Origin of the sequence: Nonomuraea sp. NPDC049637, assembly GCF_040675235.1 — a bacterium.
Classification (GTDB): Bacteria; Actinomycetota; Actinomycetes; order Streptosporangiales; family Streptosporangiaceae; genus Nonomuraea.
Genome location: NZ_JBFAOM010000079.1, coordinates 1 through 18,436, shown reverse-complemented (window position 1 = coordinate 18,436; position 18,436 = coordinate 1). Strand labels below are relative to the sequence as shown.

Below are 18,436 nucleotides of genomic sequence, written 5' to 3'. Positions count from 1 at the left end.
CGCTGAGCGTAGGCCACGCCGCCGACAGCCCGCAGTTCATCCCTGTGCTGAGCGCACTACGCATACGCGGCGCTGTCGGCCGCCCCCGCACCCGGCCGGACGCGGTCGCCGCCAACAAGGCATTCTCCCTAAGATCGATTCGTCTGGAGATGGTTGCTTCAGATGCCCAGGGCAACGGGGTGTGGCTGAAGGCTTACTGCTGCTGTTGCGGCTCGGGAGGAATGGCCGCCTCGTCGTCCCGGACACCCTGACCGCTGATTGAGATCTGATGCGAATCGTCGCTGTTTAGGGACTTGCCGGCGGGGCCGTCCAGGGGCTTGACCAGCGAGAACAGCAGGAGGGGCCAGGTGCCGGCGGCGGATGTGTGGATCGGGATCGACGCAGGCAAGGCCAGCCACCACGCCGTGGCGATCGACGAGGGGCAGTGATCGCGGGCGAGCGAGTCATCGTCTCCGGCTGCACCGCCACCGTCAACGGCGTGGTGCAAGATCTGGGCGACCCCTACCAGCAGAGCATGACCGCGATGGGCATCGCGCTGGAGGCGGTCCAGGCAGCCGGGCTGACCCCCGAGGACGTGGTCATGGTCCGCTACTACGTGGTGGAACATCGCCATTTCGACCTGGTCGGGCAGGCCATCGCGGAGGTATTTGGGCACGTGCGGCCCGCGTGCACCGGCGTGCGGGTGGCCGGGCTGGTCGACGTGGAGATGCGAGATCGAGATCGAGGCGTGTCGTGGATAAGCCTCGTATCGAGCCACCCCCTCCCCGGACAACACACTGACCGGGGAGGAGGCACTGGCCGGGCTCACGCTCCTGGCCACTCTTCGGGATTGGCTGACCGACGCCGAGCCCGATCTGATCGACGCCGCGCGCCGGGCCGGAGTCACCTGGGAGGAGTTCGCGCCGGTGCTGCGCGTCGCCGACCGTCGCGCCGCACAACGGTGGCGCGTCCGCCGTGGGCTGGGAGTCTCTGGACCGCGAGAACTCGCGGCGGGCGTGGCCGTGCTCGGCCTGTACGGCTTCGGCCACCGCGACCTCGACGGCTAGATCCGACGCGGGGATCGTCACCGCTCGCGGCGCGCGTTACGGGTCTGCCGCGACCAGGATGAGATGCCAGGCGTGGGGGCCATGCTCGTCCCACAGAACCAGAACGGCCGCCGGGAGACAAGCTTGTCTCCCGGCGGCCGGCTTCGACAGACGGCTGCCTAGATATGAAGGGAGAAACCGGTCCGGCCGACCGTTCTATCTGGTCAAGTTCTGCTGGACCGACATCGTCTGGCACCAGGTGGTCACGGGACGGGCATCTGCGGATGATCCCGACCTGATCGACTACTGGGTCTCCCGCAGGCGGCGGGTCACATCGCCGCTGGACAGCTGCAACCTCCGCCTGCTCAACAGGCAGAAGGGCCGCTGTCCGCTCTGCGGAGACCACCTGCTCACCGCAGACCAACCGCCCCAATCCCCGCATGAATGGGAGAGACGGTGGCTGGGCGTCGCGGGCAGGGCCATCGCCGCTGACTACCTGACACACCAGGGCCGCAGCGGCCGGGAGGGGGACAGAACTCGCTTGGTGCACACCTCCTGCAACCAACGGCTACACGCCCGGCAACGCAGAGAAATCCCACGACAACCCGCAACGCCCTCGCGGCTTGCTTGAGCCGGATGCGGTGCCAAGCCGCACGTCCGATTCTGAGGGGGGCCGGGGCGTAGTAAGACGTCCCGGCTACCCGACACACGCCGCCGCGCGAGGACTGCGGCGAGAAGATCCGGCCGCGCAGCGCGCCGCCCGGTACGTTCACCTCTTCATCGGGCACCGTCATCCTGGCCCTGACCATGTGGCTCCGGACTTGATCCGAGAAAGAAGGTGGATTACAGCTTGTCGTAGGCGTCGCACTTGTAGATGTTCGACGTGGTCGATGACATCGGCGGAGTGCAGTACTTCTCACGGATTATGCCCGTGCTGTCCTGGAACCCTTGAACCGAGACGGCGGTACCGCCCTTCCACCACCAGTTCTTGAGCAGCGTCCACTCCTTGGAACTGTCGATGGTGGGGCTGCACACGAAATTGCCATACTGGTTGTCGCCGCAGAACCAGATCGAGTCTGAGTAGCGCGTCCGGACAGTGATTTGGAAGTTCCGGTACGTCGTCTGCTTGGCGACGGTCGCGGCGTCGGCTATCCCCGTCCCGGCGACAAGCGTGGCCGCCGCAGCGAGGATCGCGATGCCTCTGCCTATCATCGGATTCCCTCCTCGTATGAACAGCAACGACAGTGATCCTCGAGGACCATGTCGTGCCCCTGCTCACGGATCACAATTGAGGATCCGAATTCTTCAAGAGGATGGGTGCCTCGTCTTCAGTCCTGAGCCGTATTCGATGGTCAACACCTGCAGTAGCAGCAATCCGCCACCTGCTCCTCCTAAGAACGGATCTACTGCCTGGGTTTACCTGCCCTCTTGACGCCTGCCGGACCTCAGCTTTGGCTAAGGCACCGCTTCGCGGATGTGTCCAGGACACTGCGCTCACAGTCACGTCCACGGACGGGTGAATGGATCGTTCTTCGCGCGACCCTGTGCGCGGCGCAGGACGACGTCAGGCGGCAGGCGTCGCGGTGCGGCTGTCGACGGAGCCCTGAACAAGGCGGACTTGTCCCCCAAGGCTCGTACCCTCCTGAAGGAGGTGGCCGCTCAGATCGACCGCTCCCAGGGCGAGGAAGTCGCCGTCGTCGGCCACACCGACGGGACCGACGGGATCAACGAGCCGTTGTCCCAACGACGGCTCGCAGCATACAGAACGCCCTGGACAAGGTGGTGACCCGCTCGGGCGTCCCCTATCGGGCGCGAGGCCATGGCTCGCACGAGCCGATCTTCAGCCCCCAAAGCCGGGACCGAAGTCGGCCGCCAGCGGGTGGCGCAGTGACACGCCATGACTTGCGGTGATGCCGCTCGCTTGGCCCGCGGGGCGCGGCTCCTGCCAGCAGGCCAAGTAACTCCTGGGGACCGCCAACGACTCTTGTCAATCTCTCCCCCCGGGGAGCGGCGGCGGGTATGCCACGGCTCATGATCGTGGCAAGGCGAGGGCCAGCAGCGCGGCAGCCAGGGCGCGGCCGTGCGCAGGAGCGTGCTCACCGTCGCCCACCCGGATCTCCCGGCCCTGGTGGTGCAGCACCACGGCGCCGTCCGGGTCCCGGGCGACGGTGATGCCGGCCTCGGGCAGCCTCACGCCGCGCGCCCCGTCGCCGAGGTCGCCGCTGAGATCGGCCAGGTCGGGCAGCACCAGCCCGGCGGCGGCCTGCGCCGCGGCCAATCGCTCACGCAGGTCCCACACCTGTTCGGCCTCGCGTTCGCGTTCGGCCTGGGCGGCGCGGGCCTGGACCCGCTCGTAGAACTCGTTGCGCAGGTCGCTGTGGTGCTGTTCTTCACGATCCGCTTGTCTCATGAGACATCGACTTGACGCGTGTGCCGTGCGATTCCTTCGCCGTTTGCGGCCAAGTGGTCATGCAGAGCGGCGTGGCGGAACTGATAGACCGGCCCGCTAGCACGTAGTAGCCCTAGGCGGTGGGCGTCGTCGAGAAAGTCCATGAGACGCCAGGGAAGCCGACGCTCGAGTGCCAGATTGGTCACCGTGAGGGTGCATACCAGCCACGCATGATGATTCCCCATCTTGAGCCCGGTCCCCAGCCCGCTCGCGAGCCCGAGGATCAGCCCGGCATCTGGCCCGAAGACGAGTGCGACAGGGAGCCCGAGTATCAGCCCTACAGGGAGGCCGAATACGACCATGCGAAGAAGGGTAAGGGCTCGGTCGGCTCGCCAACTGGAGAGGGGCGTGGTGGTCGATGTGACGGTGGGTTGTTCGGCCCACTTCAGCAGCGCGGATGCGAGCATGAGGGCGAGTCCAGCCGCGAACCCAGCACTGAGCCCAGCACTGAGCCCAGCACTGAGCCCAGCACTGAGCCCAGCACTGAGCCCAGCACTGAGCCCAGCGCCGGGTTTGGACAGGTGTGTTACGGGCGTCGCCGGACCCGACCCAGTCGCGACCAGGAGCCCGACCAGGGGACCTGTGCAGAGCCCGAACATGAGCTTGCCTCTGATGGCGCGGAGGAGGGGAAGTACCCGCCCGCGCAGCCGGAAGCTGGCGTAGCCGGGCACTTCATCAACCCAATCACCGAGGACGATCCACTCCCAGACCGTCGGTGCGCCCACAAGCATGACGGACCCGATCATGAACGCGATCATGAGCCCAAGCTCGAGCCCGCCCACCGACCCCATCATCAACCCGAACGCAAGTCCGAGCACAAGCCCGATGACGACTCTCATGCCTGGTCCGATGTCAGGTGCGGTCTTGGCGATGTGCCACCAGGGGATGTCTCGGGTGGAGGCCGGCGGGAAGGCGTGAGCCAGGTATGTCAGGCGGCTTCGCGTGGTGGCGGGGTCGAGGCGGTGGCGTGGCCGGAAGTGGTCAGCGGGGTTGGTGCTGGGTGGGCGAGCCTGGATCAGGGCAGGGATGAGCCGGTCGAGCAGGTGGGCGCGCAACGCGTCGGCGTCGCTGCCGAGGGGACCGATCAGCGGTGCGGGATCGGCTCCAGGGGCCACATAGACGCTGCGGATCAGCCACAGGCCGAGGGGCGTGGCGGCCAGCCGGGTCAGACCTGGTACGGCGCCAGATCGCAGTGCGACCAAGGTCTGCCTCCAGGTATCAGACGGGGCGGCAGGCAGGCAATCGGTCAGGTAATCAGCAGCGGCCTGCGAGCTGACGGGCTTGGGGACGATGACCGCGGCGGCGGTCAACGATCGACCGGCGGCCTTGACGGCTGCGGTGAACTCTGCGCGTCGGCTGGTGAGAATGAACTGATCGGACGACTCGTTGAGTGCCGCGATCACCTGGACGCGGGCAGATTCGGGGATTTCGTCCAGGCCATCCAGGACGGGCAGGATGTGGCCACCTTCGGCCAGCGCGGCGGCGGCGCCTACGCCAAGTTCCGGCGCGGTAAGAGCCGGGTAGTCCTGAGCGAGACGGACGGCGAGCCAGTCCTGCAGCCGGGGATAGGTAGTCGTGTCCCAAGCGGAGAGCGGTAGCAGCACCGGCACCGGCACGATCTCGCCCTCGCGGACGCTGGTCCGGTCGGCTGCGCGTGTGGCCAGCAATTGCAGCAGCAGCTGGACGGCCAGGGTGGTCTTGCCCATGCCCGCGCCACCAGTGATGACCAGCCGTCGCCGGGCCAGGGCGCGAAAGTTGCGTGCGAGGGTGGCGATGTCGTCGCTGCGGCCGGCGAAGGTGAACTCGGTCGCGGTGCTGATCAGCCGAGGGGTGCTCATCACCGCCTCGTTGGCGGTGAGTTGCCAGCGGACGGGGATGGGTTCGGGGTCGTCGAGCAGCCGGTTGCGGGCCTCGTCCTGCCATTGCTGGCGCACCAGATCGGCTAGTACGTCTGCGGCCCTGGTCGCATCGGCGGGCCTGTTGGCGGCGGTGTTGCGGCGCTTGAGCCATGTCACGACGGCAGCCATAGCCATCGCCGCGGTGATCGTGGCCGAGGCTAGATCAGCCACGTTGACGTCGTCGTCCGGATTCAGCGCGCGCCATACTGTACCCACTGTCGCGGCCAGCGCGGCGATGGCCAGCAGGGCGGCCGGCTTCCACCAACGGATGGGGCGTCGCCTCACCCTGGACATCTTCCTGCTGTCCCGTTCCAGTGGCATCCAATACGGCCCATTTCGTGCCGAATCGTGACTCATTGGCACCCCGTGGCGATCATTACTGCCCTCTCTCAGCACTGACGGTGGAGCGGGGTGACGTTCGGTTCGGGTAGGTCCAGCTGCTTGCGCAGTTTCCGGTTTCAAGGATGAGCTGGTGGACCGCCCAGACAGTCGAACAGGCGAATTCACCCCGGAGACCATCCGACGCCGGGCTCGCGGCGGGGTCTCTTGGGCAGCTCTCACTCGCCTCCGCAGGCCCTACGCCTGGATGCTGCGTCCGCCAGGTAGTCGAGAACAGCCGTGCCGACCCCGGAGTTCCCGAACGGCGGAGGCACGCCGGAGCAGGCCTCCGTCCCGCTCTGGCCCGGCAGCCCGATGGTTCGCGCCGTCCACGCCTCACTAGTCAAGGACACCTCGGTGGGCGTGATCCACCTTCTGCCTCGGCCATCGAACTGAGTGCCTGGCACTGCGGCTCTACTGAGGTTCGCCCAGTTCAGCGGCGGGGTCTCCTATGAATCGGTCCAGCGGACCGGGTGACCAGATGGATGCGTGGTGAGCCAGGTGCCGTCCCCGAGAGGGCGGATGTCGTAGGAATGCTCCCCGCGCGCGTCGCGCTCGGCTTGGACTTGGCCAGAGCGCGCATCGACGCGGTAGTGGTGGATCCACTCCTGCTCGTCCTCGGTTTCGCCAGCGATGGTGACGATGACGGTGTCTGGGCTCAGGTAGCCGCCGCACCATTCCACATAGGCCTCGTCCGGGTCGTGTCCGAAGGCGTCGACCGAGAGGGTGAACGCCACCCCGCCTTCGGGGTAGGCGTGGACGGCGATGTCAGCCTGGTTGTGGTCAACGGTCATGAACTGGCGGCCATCGGGCGACAGGTCGATGAGGCATCGATCGTCCCAGGGGTAGCAGAAGAGATCGATCCCGGCCTTGGTCAGTGAGGCGCGGTAGATGACCGAACCGTCCTGTCCTTCTCCCACGTTGAGGAGGACTTGACCGCTCGTCCCGTGCAGCAGTTGCACTCCGCCGTGCCCGACGGTCTGCAGATCCGCCTGCGCGATGACCGCTCCGGACCAGGCGTCCAGGGCTACCCACTGGTCGGGTCGGTCACGGCCGGCCATGGCGTCAGGGCGGTAGACCCACACCACGCGTCCATCGAACGACAGCACACAGCCAGGCTCGTGTCGGTATCGCTGGACTGACTCTGGTTCAAGCCCAGACCGCCATACCTCGGCTCCGTCCGGCGTCACGCACACGACCGCGTTCAGAGTCGTGTAGTAGACACGCTGAAAGTCAGCGGCAATTGCGTGGTCGATGACGTCGTCCCCGGGAGACGGTGGACAAATCGTGGCGGGTGACAGCACGCCGCTGGCCTTGGCAGCCAGGTCGTAGACGCAGATGCGTCCGTCGACGAGCCGCGTGATGATCTGGCGGGGGTGCCGTGATTCAGCCATGCCCGGAGGTTAGTGCCCCCCAAGCACTTTCACGGCAGCTGCTCCCTTGGCTGCCCACCTGCTGCCAGGCCTCCCCGGAATCACCACATCCGATCGACCCAGTCGCCGCATCATCGCAACGTCCTCTTCCAGCGGAGACACAGCCACGGCCTGGGCCATCGCGGCGCTCCTGGCCGGCGGCCTGCTCCTACGGATGCGCGAAGCATAGCCGCCAACCGGATCCTGGGCCAGCAAGTGGGCCCGAACGCCCCGAACACGACCCGGCCGCACTTCGCGGGCACCCCTGACCTTCACAGGGATTCCTCCGCTGATCCCGCTCCCCTTGGCAGCGGTCCAGTGACCGCCCGAGCTCATCGTGACCAAGGCCCTGCCGGAGCATCCAGCCAAGTTACTCCCAGGTGCCGCCAACGGCTGTCCGCCGGTTCCTCGACCGGGAGCGGCGGGGTGTGCCAGGGCACTCACGATCGCGGCGAGGAGAGGGCCAGCAGCGCGGCGGCCAGGGCCCGGCCGTGGGCCGGAGCGTGCTCGCCGTCGCCCACCCGGATCTGCCGACCCTGGTGGTGCAGCACCACGGCGCCGTCCGGCTGCCGGGCGACGACGACACCAGCGCCAGGCACCGTCACGCCGCGCACGCCTTCACCGAGGTCGCCGCTGAGGTCGGCCAGGTCGGGCAGCACCAGCCCGGCAGCTGTCTGGGCGGCGGCCAGCCGGTCACGTAGCTCCCGGACCTGTTCGGCGGTCACGGCGCGCTCGCGCTGGAGGTCGCGGTCGGTGCGGGCGTGGCGCAGCTCGTCCTCGGCGCGCTCCTGCAGCCGGGTGGCTGTGGCGGCCTGGCCCTGCGCGGCGGCCAGCGCCAGGCGCGCGTCGGCCGCCTCCTGCCGGGCGGTCTCTGCGCGGCTCTCGGCGGTCTTGGCCCGGACGTGGGCCTGGCGGCTGTCGTGCTCGGCGCGCTAGCGGGCGGCGACGGCGAGTTCGGCCCGCAGGGCGTCGGCCTGACGGGCGTGCTCGGCCAGCTCGGTGCGCAGCTGGTCGAGCTCGCCGCGCGTCTCCTCCAGCGCGGCGGCCGTCTGGTGCTGCTCGGCCTGGGCCTGGTCCCGCTCGCGCAGGGCGTCGTCGCGGGCCTGCTCGGCCGCGCCGCGGGCGCGTTCGTGCTCGGCCACCTGGGCCCAGGCATCGCGCGCGTCCTACTCGACGGTGATCGTCTGCTCGACGGCATCACCGGCGTCGCTCACCCACAGCTTCCGGGCCGTTTCGCGACGCCGGAGAATCTTCCTTCTTGGCTCCGCCATTCCCCTGTTGCCCGGTCACGCGTGCCCGGTCGTGTCCTCAGCCTTCGGCCGCGAGCAGGGATAGGCTCTTGAGGATCGCGGATATCCGCTGGGCCTCCAGCGGTACGTTCTGGATCACGGCCAACTCGTGAGCGCGGCGCAGGCAGACAGCCGCTTCGGCAGGGCGTCGCAGCGCGATGAGACTGTCGGCGCGCAGGGACAAGGCGTCCCGTTCTGCCACCCGATCACCCGAGCGGCGGGCGTCCTCGATGGCCCTCAGCGACAGCGTCTCGGCGTAAGCGTGGCGACCAGCTCTCACCGAAGCGTGAAGGTCGGACAGGGAGATCAGCAAGGACACGCGGGTGTTGCCCGCCGCGAGCTTCAAGGCCTTGTCCAGCATCGGGCGTGGGTCTCCCCCGTTGAGGAAGGCCAATCGCGCGAGCAGAATCGCCTCGCTGAGGGTGTCACCCAGTTCGGCGGCGAGGGACACGGCTTGGGTGATGTGCGCCAGAGCGGACTTCTCATCCCCCAGCGCCCGCTCCGCGGCGCTGAGGTTGCCCAGCGTCAGCGCCTTGATGGAACTCTCGCCCAGCAACGGCAGCGCTTCCTTGGCCAGGGCGAGGGACGTTTCGTGCCGACGCTGAAACGCCTCGACCCCGGACAGCGAGGCGAGCATGGCCCCCACGCCTCGCATGTCGTCCTGGTCGCGGCAGACCTGTAACGCGCGCCGCGCAGTCTGCTCCCAGTCCACGAACTGTCCGTGGATCTCGAACAGCCGGACGCCGGCCAGTGCGAGGTCCCAGCACATGGCGGCGTATCCGCGTTCGGCGGCGTGATGAATGCCGGTGATCAGGGTCTCGCGCTCGGCTGCCATCCATGTCATCGGCTCATCGGGTAGCACCTGACCTCGCGGCCGCCACTGCGGGGCGCCGCTGTCCATCAGGCGGAACCCGCCTGCGTATGCACGCTCACAGGCGTCCTTGGCAAGCGCGAGCAGGCACGACAGGAAGCGATCACGAACGCTGTCCTGCTCCGGCCCGCTCCCGGCACGCTCGCGGGCCAGCAGCCGGATCAGATCGTGAAAGCGATAGCGTTCCTGTCCGGCCACGTCGAGGCCCTGAGGTTGGAGAAGTTGTCGTTCGGCCAGCCGTTCCAGCAGGTCCCCGCCCGTACTGACGGGCACGTTCAGCAAGGCCGCGGCCATCCAGGCGGTGAAGGTGGGGGCCGGTATCAGGCCAAGGCACACGAACAGGGTCCGCTCAACGTCAGGCAGGTCCTGATAGCCGGCCTCCAGGCAGGCGCGGACATCCAGTTCGCCCGCGCGCAGCTCGTCCAGCCGCCGTTCCTCGGTGAGTCTGGCGGCCAGGATCTCTGGACTCCAGCCGGGGCGGGTCACCAGCCGCGCGCCGGCCACACGAAGGGCCAGCGGCAACCTGGCGCACAGTTCGACCAGCGTTGCCGCATGGCCGGGATCGATGCGGGCGATGCGGCCTATCAGCAGGGCGGCCTCGGCGGGAGGCAGCACCTCAAGCTGGATCAGCAGCGCCCCGCGGTCGGCGACCAGCTTTTCGAACCTGCTCCGTCCTGTGACCATCGTCACGCAGCCTGATGCTCCCGGGAGCAGAGGCTCCACCTCCACGCTCCCGGACGCGTTGTCGAGGAGGATGAGCATCCGCCGCTCTGCCAGCATCTGGCGGTACAACGCCACGCGCTCGGTGTGATCCTCAGGAATGAGGATCACACCGAGCACAGCCAGAAAGCGGGTCAACACCTCTGCCACGGTGTGCCGGCCAAGGTCGGCATAGAGCTGCCCGTCGGGGAAGTGGTCGCTGGACTGATGAGCCCAGTGCAGGGCCAGTCCGGATTTGCCGACGCCGCCCACTCCGCTGATGACGGCCACGTTCGGCGGGCCGTGCAGGAGCTGATCCAGCACGGCCAGTTCCTTCATGCGGCCGGTGAAGGCGTACACGTCGGGCGGCAGCAGGCGAGGAGCCGGGTCGTGGCGGAGCAGTTCCTCATGAAGGCGACGCAGCGGACCACTCGGCTCGACGCCGAGCTCCTCCACCAGTTGGGCACGGATGCGCCCGTACGCCCGTAGTGCCTCAGCGGGACGGCCGTCCGCTGCCAGGGCACGCAACCACAGCTCGATGAACGATTCACGCAGCGGCTGCTCGGCCACCGCGGTGGCCATGTCACTGGCGCATTCGGCATGACGCCCTAACAGCATCAGAGCCTTCGCGCGTGCCTCGATCGCTGCCAGCCGCGCCTCATGCAGTGCGGCGGCCTCGACTCTGATGTCCTCCAGATCGTGCAGTCCGCTGTAGGCCTCGCCTCGCCACAGGGCCAATGCCTGATCCAGTAAGGGCAAGGCGCGCTCGGCCGGCTCGAGGGCGGCGCGCTGGATCAATCGCGTGAACCGGACCGCGTCCAGCTCGTCATCAGCAACGATCAGCATGTGGCCATCACCCCCGCGCACCAGCCTGTCTCCTACGGTGGCGCGTAGCCGGTGCAGGTGCCACCGGAACGTGCCGGGCGACGGCGCCGCCGATGGCCATGCCGCCCGCGCCAGGACCTCGCCAGACACCGGCCGGTTGGCGTGGCAGGCCAACGCAGCCAGCAAGGTCAACTGCTTGCCGGCCGGAATTGCCACGCCGTCGACCGTCACTGCCCCGAGCACCCCGATTTCCACCGAGCTGATTATGAAGGTCCCCGAGCAGGCAAGCCATATCCCCTCGTGGAGGCTGGATCTGAGGCGAGCAGCATTCGAGCGTGCGTGTCTTGGTCGACTGAAGTCGTGCTGGTCGGCGCTCCAGCGAGGCTACCAGCAACCAGCTCCCCGTCATCGGGGTCGAGGAACACCACGGCATCAAGGAGCGGTACGGGCTGTTCAAGCAGCCCAGCGCGGTCTGCGATGGCCATGTGAGACAGCTTCAGACCCGACCATGGCGACATGGACCGCCAGCTTTGCCGTCTCGCTAGGACTCTCCCGTCGGCGAGCAAGTGCCCGTCGCCGCCCCTGACGGAGCTTGCGCATCGGCGCCCACCTGGCGTTGGGGACCCAACAGGGAACCAACCTGAACCAAACAGGTCTCTTCTACCTTGACTGCATGCGACTGCGAGAGTCCATGCCGCTGACCGGCCTCACCGCGCTCTGGCTGAACAGCCCGTACCGCTCATGATTGTTCTCGCGTTCCTCGACCCGAGCACCGCGATCACATTTGTCTTGAGTGGCGAATCGGGGTTCCGGACAATTCAGCAGCTACCAAAACTGGCCCCTACCTGCTGCCATCTGATCGGCGGGCCAGGCCATCTCTCGACCCGGGACCGCCCAGGCAACAAAGCGAGGAGAACTCATGCTGCGAAGGTTCATCCCGGCGGCCGTCGCCGCCGCCTCTCTGGCAGGGCTGGCGTTCGCGTCGCCGGCGAGCGCGGCGAGCCTTCCCGATCGCATGTACGGCTGCGCGCGGGGCGACTTCTGCATGTATTGGTCGGAGACCCTCTCCGAAGGCAGCAAGATCGGCATCGGTCGGGGCGAGGACTACGGGCCGGTCACCGCCTACAACAGTGAGTATCGCGGTGTCCGATCCTTCTTCAACTACGGCTGGCCCGCCGACGAGGACCACGTCGTGGTCACGTACGCCTTTCCGGACGGCATAACCAAGACGAAGTGCGTTCACCGCGCCGAGGACAAAAACGTCTTGGCGGGATACGAGGTGACCGGCGGGGCCTACCTCCCCGCGACCGTCATCTACATCAACTGGGTCAACTCGAAATCCTCCCCGTGCAACGGGTAGTCCATATCGGCCGGTGATCGGGCGGAACTGCTCCAACCTGATGCCCCCAACGGGCGTTGAACCGAGCTGCCGGGCCGCCGTCCAGGCCCTCAACCGACTCGGGCGCTGTTGAAGACGGCGGCGTCCATCCGGCCAAGCCCAGCGACCGGCGCACGAACCCGACCAGCACGGCCGCCCAGGGGCGCCCGCTCCAGGCGGCCTCACACGGGGTCCACCGCAGCTGGGATTGTCGACAAGGCCGCCAACAGACGAAGGCTGCAAGCTGCGTGTTCCTGCTCAGGCTGGAACACAGAGACAGCCAGCGACCCCCATCATTCACTGAAGTCCCGTGCTCAGGCCCCGGGCACGGGCGGAGATCATCCATCAATGTGACGAGAGGTGACGACATGACCAAGACAACGCTCAAACTGGCCACGATCGGGCTGCTGACCGCAGCCGGACTCGCCCTGGCCGCCAACCCCGCAGCTGCCAAGGAAGACCACTACCCCGGCGCCGACGGGATCGCCCCGATGGGCGACGACTTCTGGCCCCACAGCGGCGGGATCGCCCCGATGAAGGAAGACTTCTACCCCAGCACCGGAGGCTGAGGCCCGTACTGGATCCCCGGCCAGGACCGTACCCAGGGCCAGGCTCGCGCCCCTGCCGAGCCAGGTCATCCTGGTCTGGATGACCTGGCTCGGCCCACCAATACAGAGAGCGACATGCTTCGCATTTCTCAACCTTGTCCTGCAGCAGCGAGATGAGGTCTTTCAGACAATCCACCAGTTACTTAGCCGGGGACTACGCAGTTCCCCATACAGGCAAAGACATGTCGCATGGTCCATCACAGTCGGCGTCACCCGCTCTATCCGGCCGGCCTGATTCTCACCGGACCGGCGAGCGCGGCGGCGCATCTGGCGCGATAGCCCATTCCGAGCTACCTGATCTTTCGTCTTTCTGGAGCGGGCTCCATGAGCCGAAGCAATCGGCACATGCGCACATCTGCAGCAGAAGCCGCGACGTGACTAATAGCTGATCTGCCACAGGAACGAAGGAGGACGCGTGGCGACATTCGCAAGAGGCAGGCATTGGGGATCCTTGCTTCTCGTACTGGCCTGCGGGCTGACGGCCTCTTGTGCTGGACGGTCCTCGACTCCACCGCCTCAAGGGGAGGGCAACGTCACCCGCGCGCTCACCGCGGCTGACCGCATCCGCCTGGACCAGGCCGAGTCCGTTCTCGTCCAGCAGTGCATGGCGCGGCAGCAATTCCGCTACTGGGTTCCTCCTGCGCCTAAGGCCGTGGAGCGCCGCCCGTTCGAGGTCGTGCTCGACGACCTCATCTGGGCCAAGCAGTACGGCTACGGCGGCCTCATCCGTGCCGAAGAGAACCGGCAGGCGCGGACCGATCCCAACATCGCGTATCGCAGAAGCCTCGACAAGGCCGATCTCGACCGCTATCTCGTGGCACTCAAGGGCGGTTCTGACAGACGGGTGGTGACCGCGAAGCTACCCACCGGCATGACGGTCCAGCACGCGCTCGGCGGCTGCGAAGCCCACGCCAAGCAGGAACTCTACGGTGACGGACAGACATGGTTTCGCCTGGACAGGTTCGTCAGCAATCTGCTGCCGCTCTACATGCCCCAGGTGGCGCAGGACCGCCGGTACATCGCCGCGCTGGCCGCTTGGAGCACATGCATGCGCAAGCGTGGGCACGCCTTTAGGAGTCCGGCGGAGATCCGTCAGACGCTGCCTCGCCTGACGGATGGTCTGGCCCCTGCCCAGGCCCATCCCGTTGAGGTGAAGCTCGCCGTGGCGGAGGCCTCCTGCGCTAGGGAATCGGCCTTGGGCACCACCGCCCGCAGCCTGGCCGCCTCCTACCGGGCTCCGGTCGAGGCCCGCTTCGCCGACGATCTGGCGACGCATCGAGCCTTGCAGCGAACTGCACTGCAGCGCGCCGTCGAGCTCGTACCCGACCTCCCCTCAACGGGTGGTTGACGCGCTCCGGTGCCCGAACGACTTCCGCGGTGACCGCCGCGGAGCATCCCGCCTCGCGTGAGGCGAACGAAGGAGAATCCCTTTGAGTAAGATCCGATCCGTCCTGGCCGCTGCTGCCATGACTGCTGCGGTTGTCTCCATCCCGCTGGGCTCCACGCCCGCATCCGCGACCGCGCTGGCCGGCACCTGCTACGACATCAACCTGCACACCACTGGGAAGGTCCATGCCTTCACCGGCCTCGACTGCCGCACCGGCGACCTGGGTGCGGACGTGGGCAACGACTCCGACTGGGGCGCGTCCGGTGGCGGGTTCAGCGGAGGAGACACCAACGCTGCTTACTCGGTGCTGAACAACGGTTACGACGAGGGTAAGAGCGTCGTGGCTCTGTACGACTACACCGCCTACTCCTGGGATTGGGGCTACGCCTGCCTGAAGACCGGCGACTGGGCGCCAGACCTGTCCAAGTTCTCCTTCAGCCCGCGCATATACGAGCAGAACAAGCGCTACAACATGGGTGGCGCCATCTCCTCCCACCAGTGGGTCTATGAGTCGGCATGCGCTCCGGAGTACATCATCGCGGACTGATCTCGTCCGGCGCCGTCGAGCTGGTCCACAACCTGGCGGCGTACGCGACGCTGCCCGCAGGCCCGCGCACGTCGCCCTCGGCTGCGCCGGCGACAAGCATCGCGTAGTCCGGAAAGCGCCGCCGGACTGGTCGAGATCCTGGCCGCCCGGCTGCGCGAGCACGGCCAGGCCGTCGACGTCGGCCACCGGCACGCGCACCTGCCCCGGGTGCCGACCCAACAGTAGAGGCGTCCGGGACCGTAGCTACTGGCCCCGGACGCCCTGACCACCAGCATCCAACCACCAGCACCACTGAGAGCCGCCCGGCCCCCTTGAACAGCGAGGGGGCCGGGCGGCTCTTCTCCATGCGCCCGTCCCCGCGTCCGTGGGCCGCACGTTCGCCCCCTGGGCCGCTGGCGGCGGCTCACGACCGTCCCCGCGCCCGTGGGCACCCGGCGGCCCTCAGCCTCGATCTTCCACTTGCGGACCATCCCTGCGCCCGTGGGCCGCATGTCCAGGGCTCGGGCACGCTTCTCCGATCCTGACCATTGCCTACGGCCGATCCCCGCCATCGCGGGGATCGGCCTTGCCGAAGCGGCCCTCCTCGGGCGGCCCTCACCGTCAGACGGCGCTCAGCCTCTGCTGGTCAGTACTGGTAGCCGGGCTGCTTGGTGCAGCCGGCGCCGGTCGTGGCGTTCCAGGTCCGGCCGCCCGGGTCGAAGCTCTCGCCCCGGTCCAAGGTGATCAGCGCGGTGGCGCCGCTCGGTCGCTGGAGCTGGTCGGGGCTGGTGTCCTGGCCCCGCGACCGAGATCTGCACGCCGCTGCCGTCCGGCTGCGGGGCCGCCCCCGTCACCTGGCCGGACTCGCTCCACTTGTCCGCCTCGGCGAGGAGTTCGGCATAAGAGTGGGCGGCGGGCAGCACGGACACCGGGGCCGTCAGCCGTCCCTCGTCGATCAGGGACTGCACGGCCGAGGGCATCGAACCCTTCCAGTACAGGCGTACCTCGTGGTTCTCGGGAGCGACGATGATGCCGCCGTACCCGTCGGCGGTCTCGGCCCTGGCCAGGATGCGGTCGGCCACCCCGTTCAGCCGGGTCTGCTCGGAAAAGAGCGCGTTCCAGTCCGCGAAGCCGCCGGGGACCTGGCCGCGTGGGCCCGTCGTGTCCCTGGTGGGCGGCTTGCCCGCGGCGGCGGTGGACTGCCGCGTGAGGTCCGGGTCGTCGGTGGTCCGCGCCGCGGCGGCGCCCGCGCCCAGGAAGGGCACGACGGCACAAGCGAGGCTCAGCGCCATCAGGCGTAAGCGGACGTTCTTCTGCATGGATTTCCCCCCATGGTGGTCGAGAAGCAGGGGCCATCACAGCAGTGATCAGGTACGCGCTCCGCGGCGAAGTACCGGGTCCGCGTGTGCTCTGGGGACTTGCGGATCAGGAGGGGATGAACAGCCAGGATCGGGAGTGGCCGGGTTCGTGAGGGAGTCCAGGCGTTCAGCGACCATGCCGTGCAGCCCCTGCTCGCGCACCGCCTGTCGGACAGGGGCGGCCTAATCCAGATACTGACGCTTAGACCGGCATGCTACCGTCAGCATTGTGATCGATGTGGAGTTCCCGATCCTGGGGACAGAGCCTGTCGTCGTGGAGTTCGCCAACACCCTGTACGGCCTCGGCGACCAGATGGACTACCTGCGCGACCCCCAGTGGATCGATCTGTGGTTCGCGCAAGTCGCCCCCGAACACGCCGCCATGGGCCAGTACGGCGAGCAGGTCCGCACCCTGCGGGACACGGTTCACGCCGTCATGTCGGCCGCGACCCGGGGTCGTGACCCGGACGCCGCGACCGTTCGGCGGCTCAACGCGTTCGCTGCCGCGGCGCCCACCTGCCTGCAACTGGAGTGGTCCGACCGGCCCACCGCCCGCTGGCTGGACACCGTCCGCGAGCCGGACGCGGCGCTCGGCCGCATCGCCACCTGCTGCATCGAACTGCTGGCCGGCCCCCAGGCGGAGAACCTGCGGCGCTGCCAGGGGCCGGGCTGCTCGCTGTTCTTCGTCAAAAACCATCCACGCCGACGCTGGTGCGACCCCTCCTGCGGTCACCGTGACCGCCAGGCCCGCTACTACCGTCGCCATCTCCCCCGAGGAGGGTCCTGATGATCACCTTTCGCCGGCTCGCCGAGGAAGACTTCCCGCTGCTGAAGACCTGGCTGGAGCAGCCGCATGTGGCCCGCTGGTGGAACCACGAGACCTCGATGGAGGCGGTGATCCGCAACTTCGGTCCCGGCACCCGTGGCGAGGAGCCCGGCGAGGACCTGCTCGCCTTCCTGGACGGCCGCCCGCTCGGCCTCGTCCAGCGGGCGTGGCTGGCCGACTACCCCGAGGACCTGCTCCCGCTGCGGGAAATCGTCCCCGTGCCCGAGGGCGCGGTGGAGATCGACTACCTGATCGGCGACCCCGCTCAGGTGGGCAAGGGCCTGGGCACCTCGATGATCCGCGCCATGCTGGAGCTGACCTGGAAGGAACGGCCTCAGGCCACATGCGTCATCGTGCCGGTCTCGGCCGCCAACGTCGCCTCCTGGCGAGCGCTGGAGAAGGCCGGCCTGCATCGGGTCGGCGAGGGCGACCTGTCTCCCGACAACCCGATCGACGACCCCCTCCACTACATCTACCGCCTCGACCGCCCGACCCCCGCGACCTCGTGAAGAACCAGAATCGGACCTCCTCGGCCTTCCCCGGTGCGGTCGACCGGGGACCGGACGATCGAGGAGGTCGGACTGTGGACACGTCGCTGACCCTGCAGTGGGCCGACAACGCCGACGGCGAAGACCTTTACCGGCTCTCCGCGCCAGCTCACTAGAGCACCTCGCTCAGCAGCCGCCGCACCTCGTCCCCCTCGATGACCGCCGACGCCTCCGGCCGCCCGCGGAACCGGAGGCGTGTGAGCACCCACAGCTCGACGCGCCCGAGCTCCACCCGGACCTCCTCCGGGCAGGGAGGCAGGTCGTCCGGTTCGACGGCCCGGTAGGCGACGAACAGATCCGGCACCGTCAGCCCCCGCCCGTCCGGGGCGAACCGCTCCGCGAGATCGTCGGCCAGCTCGGTCCGCTCCCGCCCGGACAGCGCATGCGCCGACAGCGCGTACTCCAGAAACTCCCCGATGACGCCATCGGGGTCGTCGCTGACACGGATGACCGGCCCGTCACGCAGGATGGCACGCACGACCCGCCAGCCTAACGCGCGTCCGCGCAGGACCGGCCCGTCGATCACCTCCCGAGCCCACGGCACCGAGACCCAAGCAGTCCAGGTCCGGGGTCAACGCGATCCACCCCGAAGACGCGATCACTCACCATCGAGCGTTCATCGCCCGCCGCCACGCCGAGCGGCCCAGCGAGGAATACCGCGACCTCACCCCAGGCGAAGGGGAAGAGTTCCTCGCCCATATCGAGCTGTGAAGGGATACCAGTCTGGGGGCTCCCGCAGACTGGGAGTATGGAGATGACGTACGAGCTGGGCGAAATCGCCGTCGAGCGGCAGCTGGAGGCTCTTGCCGGGGACGGTACGCGCAGGCCGGTGACGATCAGATTCGGCACGCCGTGCCTCGACCGGTTGAGCGTGAACGGCGACTGGTGCTGTCCCCACCAGATCCTGGGTCTGGGCGACCAGGAAGTCGGGGCGGCTTTCGGTGTGGACTCCCTGCAGG

General features: G+C 68.1%; 17 protein-coding genes and 1 pseudogene. 9 read left to right on the top strand and 9 right to left on the bottom strand.

Annotation, left to right across the window (positions count from 1 at the left end; genetic code table 11):
* Positions 1-2: 2 nt before the first annotated feature.
* Both AB0J71_RS47875 and AB0J71_RS47870 read left to right on the top strand, forming a co-directional pair.
* A pseudogene (locus AB0J71_RS47875) lies at positions 3-134 on the top strand (IS5/IS1182 family transposase); the annotation flags it as partial.
* 230 nt (positions 135-364) lie between these two features.
* Positions 365-1,108: a Rid family hydrolase gene (locus tag AB0J71_RS47870; RefSeq protein WP_364420986.1), complete on the top strand. Its 744-nt coding sequence runs from the start codon at positions 365-367 to the stop codon at positions 1,106-1,108.
* Positions 1,109-1,868: 760 nt separating this feature from the next.
* On the opposite strand, the gene AB0J71_RS47865 is transcribed toward AB0J71_RS47870, so the two are convergent.
* The 7 genes from AB0J71_RS47865 to AB0J71_RS47835 all read right to left on the bottom strand — a co-directional run bounded on the left by AB0J71_RS47865 (position 1,869) and on the right by AB0J71_RS47835 (position 11,101).
* Positions 1,869-2,237 (bottom strand): hypothetical protein, encoded by a 369-nt coding sequence (locus AB0J71_RS47865; protein ID WP_364420984.1) that lies wholly within the window; start codon positions 2,235-2,237, stop codon positions 1,869-1,871.
* 817 nt (positions 2,238-3,054) lie between these two features.
* Positions 3,055-3,435, bottom strand: coding sequence for a hypothetical protein (locus tag AB0J71_RS47860; RefSeq protein ID WP_364420982.1), 381 nt, complete (start codon positions 3,433-3,435; stop codon positions 3,055-3,057).
* Positions 3,432-5,657, bottom strand: coding sequence for a hypothetical protein (locus AB0J71_RS47855; RefSeq protein WP_364420980.1), 2,226 nt, complete (start codon positions 5,655-5,657; stop codon positions 3,432-3,434). Before AB0J71_RS47855 ends, AB0J71_RS47860 begins: the two co-directional genes overlap by 4 nt.
* Before the next feature lie 542 nt (positions 5,658-6,199).
* Entirely contained in the window at positions 6,200-7,144 is a 945-nt protein-coding gene (locus AB0J71_RS47850) for a hypothetical protein (RefSeq protein WP_364420978.1), read from the bottom strand.
* A gap of 458 nt (positions 7,145-7,602) precedes the next feature.
* Positions 7,603-7,887 carry a hypothetical protein gene (locus tag AB0J71_RS47845; RefSeq protein WP_364420976.1) on the bottom strand — a complete coding sequence of 95 codons (285 nt, stop codon included), beginning with the start codon at positions 7,885-7,887 and terminating at the stop codon, positions 7,603-7,605.
* A 207-nt stretch (positions 7,888-8,094) separates the two neighbouring features.
* On the bottom strand, positions 8,095-8,304 hold the full coding sequence (locus AB0J71_RS47840; RefSeq protein ID WP_364420973.1) for a hypothetical protein: 210 nt from the start codon (positions 8,302-8,304) through the stop codon (positions 8,095-8,097).
* A 166-nt stretch (positions 8,305-8,470) separates the two neighbouring features.
* Complete coding sequence (locus AB0J71_RS47835; protein ID WP_364420971.1) at positions 8,471-11,101, bottom strand: BTAD domain-containing putative transcriptional regulator; 2,631 nt, start codon at positions 11,099-11,101, stop codon at positions 8,471-8,473.
* Positions 11,102-11,765: 664 nt separating this feature from the next.
* Here AB0J71_RS47835 and AB0J71_RS47830 point away from each other — a divergent pair.
* From AB0J71_RS47830 to AB0J71_RS47815, 4 genes are all read left to right on the top strand, one after another.
* Positions 11,766-12,206: a hypothetical protein gene (locus AB0J71_RS47830; RefSeq protein ID WP_364420969.1), complete on the top strand. Its 441-nt coding sequence runs from the start codon at positions 11,766-11,768 to the stop codon at positions 12,204-12,206.
* Positions 12,207-12,592: 386 nt separating this feature from the next.
* On the top strand, positions 12,593-12,793 hold the full coding sequence (locus AB0J71_RS47825) for a hypothetical protein (protein WP_364420967.1): 201 nt from the start codon (positions 12,593-12,595) through the stop codon (positions 12,791-12,793).
* Between the two features lie 454 nt (positions 12,794-13,247).
* Complete coding sequence (locus AB0J71_RS47820; RefSeq protein WP_364420965.1) at positions 13,248-14,180, top strand: hypothetical protein; 933 nt, start codon at positions 13,248-13,250, stop codon at positions 14,178-14,180.
* Between the two features lie 118 nt (positions 14,181-14,298).
* Positions 14,299-14,766, top strand: coding sequence for a hypothetical protein (locus tag AB0J71_RS47815; protein WP_364420963.1), 468 nt, complete (start codon positions 14,299-14,301; stop codon positions 14,764-14,766).
* A gap of 611 nt (positions 14,767-15,377) precedes the next feature.
* Here AB0J71_RS47815 and AB0J71_RS47810 read toward each other — a convergent pair.
* The gene (locus AB0J71_RS47810; protein WP_364420961.1) at positions 15,378-16,064 is read right to left on the bottom strand and encodes a hypothetical protein; all 687 of its coding nucleotides are present in this window, start codon (positions 16,062-16,064) and stop codon (positions 15,378-15,380) included.
* A 268-nt stretch (positions 16,065-16,332) separates the two neighbouring features.
* On the opposite strand from AB0J71_RS47810, the gene AB0J71_RS47805 reads away from it, so the two are divergent.
* Both AB0J71_RS47805 and AB0J71_RS47800 read left to right on the top strand, forming a co-directional pair.
* Positions 16,333-16,890 carry a CGNR zinc finger domain-containing protein gene (locus AB0J71_RS47805; RefSeq protein ID WP_364420959.1) on the top strand — a complete coding sequence of 186 codons (558 nt, stop codon included), beginning with the start codon at positions 16,333-16,335 and terminating at the stop codon, positions 16,888-16,890.
* Positions 16,890-17,438 (top strand): GNAT family N-acetyltransferase, encoded by a 549-nt coding sequence (locus AB0J71_RS47800; protein WP_364420956.1) that lies wholly within the window; start codon positions 16,890-16,892, stop codon positions 17,436-17,438. Before AB0J71_RS47805 ends, AB0J71_RS47800 begins: the two co-directional genes overlap by 1 nt.
* Before the next feature lie 151 nt (positions 17,439-17,589).
* Here AB0J71_RS47800 and AB0J71_RS47795 read toward each other — a convergent pair whose 3' ends face one another.
* The gene (locus AB0J71_RS47795) at positions 17,590-17,955 is read right to left on the bottom strand and encodes a hypothetical protein (protein WP_364420955.1); all 366 of its coding nucleotides are present in this window, start codon (positions 17,953-17,955) and stop codon (positions 17,590-17,592) included.
* A gap of 276 nt (positions 17,956-18,231) precedes the next feature.
* Between AB0J71_RS47795 and AB0J71_RS47790 the strand changes: the two genes are divergently transcribed.
* The coding region (locus AB0J71_RS47790) for a hypothetical protein (RefSeq protein ID WP_364420953.1) at positions 18,232-18,436 on the top strand (205 nt) is incomplete at its 3' end.